The sequence below is a fragment of the Pseudomonas sp. FW305-7 genome (genome assembly GCF_058786735.1).
Genome location: NZ_JBYSZA010000055.1, coordinates 1 through 9,299, shown reverse-complemented (window position 1 = coordinate 9,299; position 9,299 = coordinate 1). Strand labels below are relative to the sequence as shown.

The following is a 9,299-nucleotide window of genomic DNA, read 5'->3' as shown; positions in this document are numbered from 1 at the left end:
CCGAAGGTCGTCGGTTCAAATCCGGCTCCCGCAACCAAACATCAAAAAAGGCTACTCGAAAGAGTGGCCTTTTTTGTGCGCGTCTGTTTTTCGACAAGCTTCTTATAGGGAGCAGTCGTCAAACAGGAACTCTTTGCATTTCCTAAACTTAACGTGCCACCTGCGACCGTTTGACGCGATTTCACACTTATTTGACCCTTTACGGGATTAGCGGTTGACACCTCGCCGTTCGCCTGTAGAATGCCGCCACACAGACGCGGGATGGAGCAGTCTGGTAGCTCGTCGGGCTCATAACCCGAAGGTCGTCGGTTCAAATCCGGCTCCCGCAACCAAACATCAAAAAAGGCTACTCGAAAGAGTGGCCTTTTTTGTATCTGTTGAAAAAGTCCTTTCGCAACAATGATCTGTCACTGTGCAGTGAACCGCTTGGGATCTTCAGATGTTCTGACTTGCGACTATGCTTGAGTCGCAGGCAAGGCCTCTGCAATCCAGGAACTGCCCTCGCCGATACCCGGTGAGAGGCGTAGTATTTTGTGATTATTTTTTTCTACAGGGATTGGTAACTTGGCTGGATACCTCCATCCTGTCGCGCACAATCCAAGAGGTGATTGATGCGCGCCAACTCGTCTGATCCACAAGACACCGTCACAGCGGAACATCCGATCAAACCCGAGCGCTTGCGCTTGCTGGATCGATTGAGCAAATACCGTCAGCCCATCGGGCTGGGGGTCACATTGCTGTTGTTCACCATAGCGCTGATTGCCTGTCGCCACTTGCTCGTCGAACTCGATCTCGATGCGTTGCACGACTCGATTCTCGACGTGCCGAAACCCGCCCTGCTTGGCGCTTTCGGCGCAACCGTGGTCGGCTTCATTATTCTGCTCGGCTATGAATGGTCGGCCAGCCGCTACGCCGGTGTGACATTGCCACCGCGCATGCTCGCGCTCGGCGGCTTCACCGCGTTTGCGATCGGCAACGCCATCGGCCTGTCGCTGCTGTCCGGCGGTTCGGTGCGCTACCGTTTATATGCACGCTTGGGCGTGGGTGCTTCCGAAGTCGCGCACATGACCTTGTTCGCCAGCCTGTCGCTGGGCTGTGCGCTGCCGCCGCTGGCCGCACTCGCTACCCTCAGCGACCTGCCCGCCGCCTCTCAGGCGCTGGGGCTGTCTGAAGGACTGCTCGGCGCTGTTGCCGGCGCAGTGCTCGCACTGGGCGCGATTCTGGCGATTGGCATCTATCGCCGACGCCTGCCGGAACAACCTTACCGCGACAACCTGTTGGTTCGGGCCGGCCGTCGCACCCTGCGTCTGCCGGGCCGACGTCTGACCTTCCTGCAACTGGTCATCACCGCGCTCGACGTTGCCGCTGCCGCGACCGTTCTCTATCTATTGCTGCCCGAAGCGCCACCATTTGGCGCGTTCCTGTTGGTATATCTGCTGGCCCTGGCCGCCGGCGTGCTCAGCCACGTACCGGGCGGCGTCGGTGTGTTCGAAGCCATTCTGCTGGCCGCGTTTGCCGACAAACTAGGTGCCGCGCCACTGGCCGCAGCGTTGTTGTTGTATCGCCTGATCTACGTGGTGCTGCCGCTGCTGGTGGCGTGTGTACTGCTGCTGATCAACGAAGGTCAGCGCTTGTTTCAAACCCAGACCATGCGCGCGGCGTCCGGTCTGGCGGCACCGATTCTGGCGGTGCTGGTGTTCCTGTCCGGCGTGGTCCTGCTGTTTTCCGGTGCCACCCCTGAAATCGACACGCGCCTGGAGCACATCGGTTTCCTGATCCCGCATCGTCTGGTCGATGCTTCGCACTTCGGCGCCAGCCTGATCGGCGTGTTGTGCCTGATGCTGGCTCAGGGCCTGCGCCGTCGCCTGTCGGCGGCATGGATGCTCACCACCATTCTGTTGCTGGTTGGCGCCCTGCTCTCATTGCTCAAAGGCTTCGACTGGGAAGAAGCCACGCTGATGACACTCACCGCTGCATTGCTCGGTGTGTTCCGTCGCTCGTTCTATCGCCCGAGTCGTCTGACCGAACTGCCCTTCTCGCCGCTGTATCTGGTGGCCAGCCTGTGCGTACTTGGCGCGTCGACGTGGCTGCTGCTGTTCGCTTATCAGGACGTGCCGTACAGCCATCAATTGTGGTGGCAGTTCACCCTCGACGCTGACGCCCCGCGCGGCTTGCGCTCGTTGCTCGGCGCCGCTGTGCTGTTGCTGGTGATCGCCCTGACCTGGCTGCTGCGCACTGCCCGTCCGGTGATTCATCTGCCGACTCCGGACGAACTGGATCGCGCCGCGAAGATTCTGATGGCCTCGTCGCAACCCGACGGCGGCCTCGCCCTGACCGGCGACAAGGCGCTGCTGTTTCACCAGAACGACGAAGCGTTCCTGATGTACGCGCGCCGGGGCCGCAGCCTTGTTGCGCTGTACGACCCGATCGGCCCTGGCCAGCAACGCGCAGAAATGATCTGGCAGTTCCGCGACCTGTGCGACATCCACCATGCTCGCCCTGTGTTCTACCAAGTGCGCGCGGAGAACCTGCCCTACTACATGGACATCGGCCTGACCGCGATCAAACTCGGTGAAGAAGCCCGGGTCGATCTGCAGCGCTTTGACCTGGAAGCCAAGGGCAAAGAGATGAAGGACCTGCGTTACACCTGGAACCGTGGCACCCGCGACGGTCTGTCGCTGGAGATCCATGAGCCGGGCCAGGCGCCAATGGACGAGCTGAAAGTGATTTCCGATGCGTGGCTGACCGGCAAGAACGTGCGCGAGAAAGGCTTCTCCCTCGGCCGTTTCAGCGACGATTACCTGAAGCATTTCCGCATTGCGGTGATTCGCTTCGAAGGCCGCCCGGTGGCGTTCGCCAACCTGCTCGAGACTTATAGCCATGATCTGGCCAGTCTCGACCTGATGCGCGCGCACCCGGACGCCCCCAAGCTGACCATGGAATTCATGATGGTCGGCCTGATTCAACACTATAAGAGTCACGGATACGCGCGCTTCAGCCTGGGCATGGTGCCGTTGTCGGGGTTGCAACCCCGGCGTGGTGCACCGCTGACCCAGCGTCTGGGCTCGATGGTTTTCCGCCGTGGTGAGCAGCTGTACAACTTCCAAGGCTTGCGCCGCTTCAAAGACAAGTTCCAGCCTGACTGGGAACCTCGTTATATGGCTGTGCCCGCCGGACTCGATCCGCTGGTGGCGCTGGCCGACACTGCTGCCCTGATCGCGGGCGGCTTGACTGGATTGGTGAAACGCTGATGATTCAACGCTCCCTGAAGTACATCCTGGCCGCACTGATCGTGCTGGCCGTGATTGCCGGCGGCGGTTACTGGTACCTCAAACGTCCGGCACCGGAACCAACGCTCGAACCTATGACGGCGGCAGACGGCACCGTTTTGACCCGCGTCATCCCCGGCACCAAGCCCAAGGCGCAGGTGCTGGTCGCGGTCAACGACGACCAGAAACTCTCTGAAAAGCAATTGACCACCCTGAGCCGCAGCGCCTCGGCGCAAATCGTTCAGGTGATTCTGCCCAAGGACTGCCTGCTGCAAAGCCGCGCCCTGCAAACCGGTCTGCGCGAACTGAACGGCCCGGCCACGCTGGTCAGCGGTATCGGCCCCGGCGCGGTACTGGCCTGGCGTTGGTTGTCCGAGCAAAAGGACGACAAGGCCCAAGCGATTTCCGTGGACCTGGCACTGGAAAAAGGTGGCTGCACGCACCTGCTGCCGAAATCCGCCGCCCACGGCCACTGGCTGGTGGCCTGGAACGACAACCCGGACGACGCCAGCGCAGGTTTCGTGCGCGATCAACCGAACGCCGAAACCAGCATCAGCGACTACGACATCAACCTGCCACAAGTGCTGAACAACGAACTGCGCAAGATCCTCGTCGGCGGCGACAAGGCCAACGGCGGTCTGGCGATTCCGGTGGTTGAAGTCCCGGCCGGTCAAGCCAAAGACACCGTGACCCTGTTCCTCTCCGGTGACGGCGGCTGGCGCGACCTCGACCGCGACGTAGCGGGCGAAATGGCCAAGATCGGCTATCCGGTCGTCGGCATCGACACCCTGCGCTACTACTGGCAGCACAAGAGCCCCGAGCAAAGCGCGCTGGACCTGACCGAACTGATGCAACACTACCGGCAGAAATGGGGCACCAAGCGCTTCATCCTCACCGGTTACTCGTTCGGCGCTGACGTGCTGCCGGCGATCTACAACCGCCTGCCAGACACCGAGCAGCAACGTGTAGATGCAATCATCCTGCTGGCCTTCGCCCGCACCGGCAGCTTCGAGATCGAAGTCGAAGGCTGGCTCGGCAACGCCGGCAAAGAAGCCGCCACCGGCCCGGAAATGGCCAAGCTGCCAGCGGCGAAGGTTGTGTGCATCTACGGCGAAGAAGAGACGGATGAAAGTGGTTGCACGGACAAGACGGCTGTTGGCGAAGCAGTGAAACTGCCCGGCGGCCACCACTTCGACGAGAACTACCCGGCACTGGCCAAGCGCTTGGTGGATCTGATCGAGAAGCGTCAGAGCAAGGATTCGGTCGCCGAAGAGTGATCTGAGCCACGCCCACAAAAAGCCCCCGCAACGTCACGGTTGCGGGGGCTTTTTACATCTCGGACGATGAACCCATTTTCCTGTAGAAGTGAGCCTGCTCGCGATAGCGGAGTATCAGCCACCTATTGCCAACTGACACACCTCTATCGCGAGCAGGCTCACTCCTACAGGGAACTGCGTATCCGACGTGTAGTTTTGTTTACTTCCAGTCTCGCAATATCAGATGACGCCCACAGACCTTGTAGGCAAACTCCGAAACTCTTGTTGGGGCGCTGTGCCGCTCTATTGCGCTGTTTTTCGACGGGATACTCTCCGGACGTCGCTGACCCATTCAGCGATCGGGTGTGGTAACCCGGAGAAACCATCGCAACAGCGCGCCCCTCTAGTTATGGCGGCTGTGCGTGGGACGCTTTCGGGCGTGCCGGTTTCCTTGGTTCCCGGTTTACCACCCTGCGTACAGCTGCCTCCCTTTCGTGTGGTAACGAAAGTCGCGGCGCCTCGAACCAAGGAGTAACACGATGACCGAAACTGATCTGCACGGACTCGCAAACGTTAAAACCATCGGCTTCACGCCTTTCCTCTACAACTCGGATCAAGCGTTCTTCAACGTCCGCTCCGGCATCCCGATCATTGATGCCCTGTCCCAATCCTCCGACCTGCTGTCCCTCGCCAAATCCTTCGCCGAGGACGCGGCATTTATCAAAGACACCGACCGCCACGCTTGGGCTGCGCATTACCTGACGGTGATGGGCAAAGCCTTGATTGATGACGTGATCCAAGCGTTGATGCCGCGACCTGCGCGGACGAAGACCGAATCTGAAGCCGAACTGGCTGAACCCACCTCATAACCTTGTGGGAGCTGGCTTGCCAGCGAGGGCGGTGAGTCAGTCGACATTGATTCTGGATGTGCCGGACTCATCGCTGGCAAGCCAGCTCCCACAGAGGTGGACTTGAGGTTTATGTGCGGGCACAAAAAAGCCCCCGCCAGCCTTGAAGCTGACGGGGGCTTTCAGTTGAGGTGGGGCTTACATCTCGACCTGCGTCCCCAACTCAATCACCCGGTTCAGCGGCAGATTGAAGAACCGCAAGTTGCCATTGGCATTCTTCAACATGAACGCAAACAGCGCTTCACGCCAACGCGCCATGCCCTCAAGTTTCGAGGCAATCACGGTTTCACGGCTGAGGAAGTACGTCGTGCGCATCGGGCTGAAATCCAGATCATCCAGATGACACAGCTTCAGCGCCTGCGGCACGTCTGGCTCGTCAGTGAAGCCGAAGTGCAGGATCACCCGGAAGAAGCCTTCGCCGTGTGCCTCGACTTCGAAACGCCGCGATGGCGGTACACGAGGGATGTCTTCGTAGACAACCGTCAGCAGCACCACCTGCTCATGCAACACTTGGTTATGCAGCAAGTTGTGCAACAGCGCGTGCGGCACGGCGTCGGAGCGTGCGGTGAGAAACACGGCGGTGCCTTGCACACGATGCGGTGGCTGCACGCGGATGCTGCTGATGAAGATCGGCAGTGGCAGCGCGCCTTCGTCGAGGCGGTCGACCAACAATTGCTTGCCGCGCTTCCAGGTGGTCATCAGCACGAACAACGCGATACCGGCGATCACCGGGAAAGCACCGCCCTGAACGATTTTCGGCACGTTGGCGGCGAAGTACAGACCGTCCACCAGCAGGAAACCGATCAGCACCGGTACCGCAAGGATCGGCGGCCATTTCCACAGCAGCAGCATCACCGCCGACACCAGAATGGTGGTCATCAGCATGGTGCCGGTTACCGCCACGCCGTAGGCCGAGGCCAGTGCGCCGGAGGATTCGAAGCCGAGCACCAACAGAACCACGCCAACCATCAGCGCCCAGTTCACCGCGCCAATGTAGATCTGGCCCTGCTCGTCGCTGGAGGTGTGCTGGATGTACATGCGCGGGATGTAACCGAGCTGAATGGCCTGACGGGTCAGGGAGAATGCGCCGGAAATCACCGCTTGCGAGGCAATCACCGTGGCCAGGGTCGACAGCCCCACCAACGGAATCAGCGCCCAGCTAGGCGCCAACAGGTAGAACGGGTTACGCGCCGCTTCCGGGTTATCCAGCAGCAAAGCGCCCTGACCGAAGTAATTGAGCACCAGCGCCGGCAAAACCAGAATGAACCACGCACGGGCAATCGGCTTGCGACCGAAGTGGCCCATGTCGGCGTACAACGCTTCGGCACCGGTCAGCGCCAGCACCACGGCGCCAAGGATCGCCACGCCCATACCGGCATGCACCATGAAGAAACGCACCGCCCAGACCGGGTTCAGCGCATGCAGCACTTCCGGCGTATGGCTGATGCCGTAGACGCCAAGGGCGCCCAGCACGAGGAACCAGGTGACCATGATCGGCCCGAACAAAATGCCGATCCGCGCCGTACCGTGGCTCTGAATCAGAAACAACGCGACCAGCACCACCAACGACAGCGGCACCACCCAATGGTCGATGCCCTCAAACGCCAGCCCCAGCCCCTCTATCGCCGACAACACGGAAATCGCCGGAGTGATCATGCTGTCGCCATAAAACAGCGCCGCACCGATCAGTCCGCACACCACCAGCAACGACCGCAGTTTTTTGCGATGCCCCGCCGCACGCCGCGCCAGTGCGGTGAGCGCCATGATCCCGCCCTCGCCTTGGTTGTCGGCGCGCAGGACGAACATCATGTATTTGATCGAGACGACCCAGATCAGCGACCAGAAGATCAACGACAGAATGCCCAGCACGCCATCGTGATTGACCGGTACGCCATAAGCGCCGGAAAACACTTCTTTAAGGGTGTACAACGGGCTCGTGCCGATGTCGCCGTAAACTACCCCGACTGCCGCGACCAGCATGCTCAGCGGTTTGGTAGCCGAACCCTCGGCGCCTGCCGCATGACTACTTGCCTGACCCATCCAACACTCCTACTTCTCAGAACCGGCTTCTTTGAATGAAGCACTATGCTTTGTGGTGCAGCATGCGCTGTTTTACCTGCTGTTACAGACGTTTTGTTGACTGTAAAAAATTGGTAAAGCTCAACGGCGCGAAGCATAGCGCAGCACTCGTCGTATTTCCCGGCATAAAGCTGGTCAAGTGCGCTCCTCGCCGCTAGAATTGCGCACTTTTTGATCAGAGGCGCGCCCTAAGCGCCCATCCGTCGGCTTTTCGCATCAGGAAAGCGGCGTCACAAAATACCGAGGTTAGACATGTCCACCACTCCTGCGCCGGCCAATCCAAAGGTTGGCTTCGTATCTCTGGGTTGCCCGAAAGCACTGGTCGACTCCGAGCGCATCCTGACCCAGCTGCGCATGGAAGGCTATGACGTGGTGTCCACTTATCAGGACGCCGATGTCGTGGTGGTCAACACCTGCGGCTTCATCGATTCGGCCAAGGCTGAATCGCTGGAGGTGATCGGTGAAGCGATCAAGGAAAACGGCAAGGTGATCGTCACGGGCTGCATGGGCGTGGAAGAAGGCAACATCCGCGACGTACACCCGAGCGTGCTGGCCGTGACCGGTCCGCAGCAGTACGAGCAAGTGGTCAACGCCGTGCACGAAGTGGTGCCACCGCGTCAGGATCACAACCCGCTGATCGACCTGGTGCCGCCGCAAGGTATCAAGCTGACCCCGCGCCACTACGCCTACCTGAAGATTTCCGAAGGCTGCAACCACAGCTGCTCCTTCTGCATCATCCCGTCGATGCGCGGCAAACTGGTCAGCCGTCCGGTCGGCGACGTGCTCGACGAGGCTCAGCGCCTGGTCAAGTCCGGCGTTAAAGAGCTGCTGGTGATCTCGCAAGACACCAGCGCCTACGGCGTCGACGTGAAATACCGCACCGGTTTCTGGAACGGCGCGCCAGTGAAAACCCGCATGACCGAACTCTGCGAAGCGCTGAGCACCCTCGGCGTCTGGGTGCGTCTGCACTACGTTTACCCGTACCCGCACGTTGACGAGCTGATCCCGCTGATGGCCGCCGGCAAGATCCTGCCGTACCTGGACATCCCGTTCCAGCACGCCAGCCCGAAAGTGCTGAAGTCGATGAAACGCCCGGCGTTCGAAGACAAGACTCTGGCACGGATCAAGAACTGGCGCGAAATCTGCCCGGATCTGATCATCCGTTCGACCTTCATCGTCGGCTTCCCGGGCGAAACCGAAGAAGACTTCCAGTACCTGTTGAACTGGCTGACCGAAGCCCAGCTCGACCGCGTCGGCTGCTTCCAGTACTCGCCGGTTGACGGCGCTCCGGCCAATGATCTGGATCTGGAAGTGGTGCCGGACGACGTCAAGCAGGACCGTTGGGAGCGCTTCATGGCGCACCAGCAGGCGATCAGCTCGGCACGCCTGCAAATGCGCGTTGGCCGTGAAATCGAAGTGCTGGTGGATGAAGTTGATGAGCAAGGCGCGGTCGGCCGCTGCTTCTTCGATGCTCCGGAAATCGATGGCAACGTGTTTATTGATAACGGCAGCAATCTGAAGCCGGGCGACAAGGTCTGGTGCAAAGTGACTGATGCTGACGAATACGATCTGTGGGCTGAGCAGATCTGATCCGAGGATCAAAAGCCACTCATCGGAACGCCGCCCGCCTAGCCCTCTCCCGGAGGGAGAGGGGACTGATCGTGGTGTTCTTTCGAATGACATCGACCTGAAATATCGAGTCGGCCTCAGGTTCTGAACAGCACGAAAATCTGCTCCCTTCCCCCTCTCCCCCTCTGGGGGAGAGGGTTGGGGTGAGGGGGAAAGCT

The 9,299-nt window shown here is 60.2% G+C and carries 5 protein-coding genes and 1 tRNA gene; 5 read left to right on the top strand and 1 reads right to left on the bottom strand.

The features are described from left to right. The first annotated feature begins 255 nt into the window (after positions 1-255). The 4 genes from AC3WMT_RS30555 to AC3WMT_RS30540 all read left to right on the top strand — a co-directional run bounded on the left by AC3WMT_RS30555 (position 256) and on the right by AC3WMT_RS30540 (position 5,394). Positions 256-332: transfer RNA gene (locus AC3WMT_RS30555), tRNA-Met, on the top strand. A gap of 279 nt (positions 333-611) precedes the next feature. Next, positions 612-3,251, top strand: a complete 2,640-nt coding sequence (gene mprF, locus AC3WMT_RS30550; RefSeq protein ID WP_103307398.1) for a bifunctional lysylphosphatidylglycerol flippase/synthetase MprF — start codon at positions 612-614, stop codon at positions 3,249-3,251. Further along, positions 3,251-4,546 carry a virulence factor family protein gene (locus AC3WMT_RS30545; RefSeq protein WP_103307397.1) on the top strand — a complete coding sequence of 432 codons (1,296 nt, stop codon included), beginning with the start codon at positions 3,251-3,253 and terminating at the stop codon, positions 4,544-4,546. The genes mprF and AC3WMT_RS30545 overlap by 1 nt, the downstream gene beginning before the upstream one ends. Before the next feature lie 518 nt (positions 4,547-5,064). After that, positions 5,065-5,394: a DUF3077 domain-containing protein gene (locus AC3WMT_RS30540; RefSeq protein WP_103307395.1), complete on the top strand. Its 330-nt coding sequence runs from the start codon at positions 5,065-5,067 to the stop codon at positions 5,392-5,394. A gap of 177 nt (positions 5,395-5,571) precedes the next feature. Here the strand turns inward: AC3WMT_RS30540 and AC3WMT_RS30535 are convergent, their stop codons facing one another. Then, positions 5,572-7,413: a potassium transporter Kup gene (locus tag AC3WMT_RS30535; protein WP_371919341.1), complete on the bottom strand. Its 1,842-nt coding sequence runs from the start codon at positions 7,411-7,413 to the stop codon at positions 5,572-5,574. 351 nt (positions 7,414-7,764) lie between these two features. On the opposite strand from AC3WMT_RS30535, the gene rimO reads away from it, so the two are divergent. After that, positions 7,765-9,102, top strand: a complete 1,338-nt coding sequence (rimO, locus tag AC3WMT_RS30530; protein WP_103307392.1) for a 30S ribosomal protein S12 methylthiotransferase RimO — start codon at positions 7,765-7,767, stop codon at positions 9,100-9,102. Positions 9,103-9,299 lie beyond the last annotated feature (197 nt).

Coding starts and splice junctions, on each gene's coding strand:
- mprF (WP_103307398.1), top strand. CDS start 612: ATGCGCGCCAACTCGTCTGATCCACAAGACACCGTCACAGCGGAACAT.
- AC3WMT_RS30545 (WP_103307397.1), top strand. CDS start 3,251: ATGATTCAACGCTCCCTGAAGTACATCCTGGCCGCACTGATCGTGCTG.
- rimO (WP_103307392.1), top strand. CDS start 7,765: ATGTCCACCACTCCTGCGCCGGCCAATCCAAAGGTTGGCTTCGTATCT.
- AC3WMT_RS30535 (WP_371919341.1), bottom strand. CDS start 7,413: ATGCTGGTCGCGGCAGTCGGGGTAGTTTACGGCGACATCGGCACGAGC.
- AC3WMT_RS30540 (WP_103307395.1), top strand. CDS start 5,065: ATGACCGAAACTGATCTGCACGGACTCGCAAACGTTAAAACCATCGGC.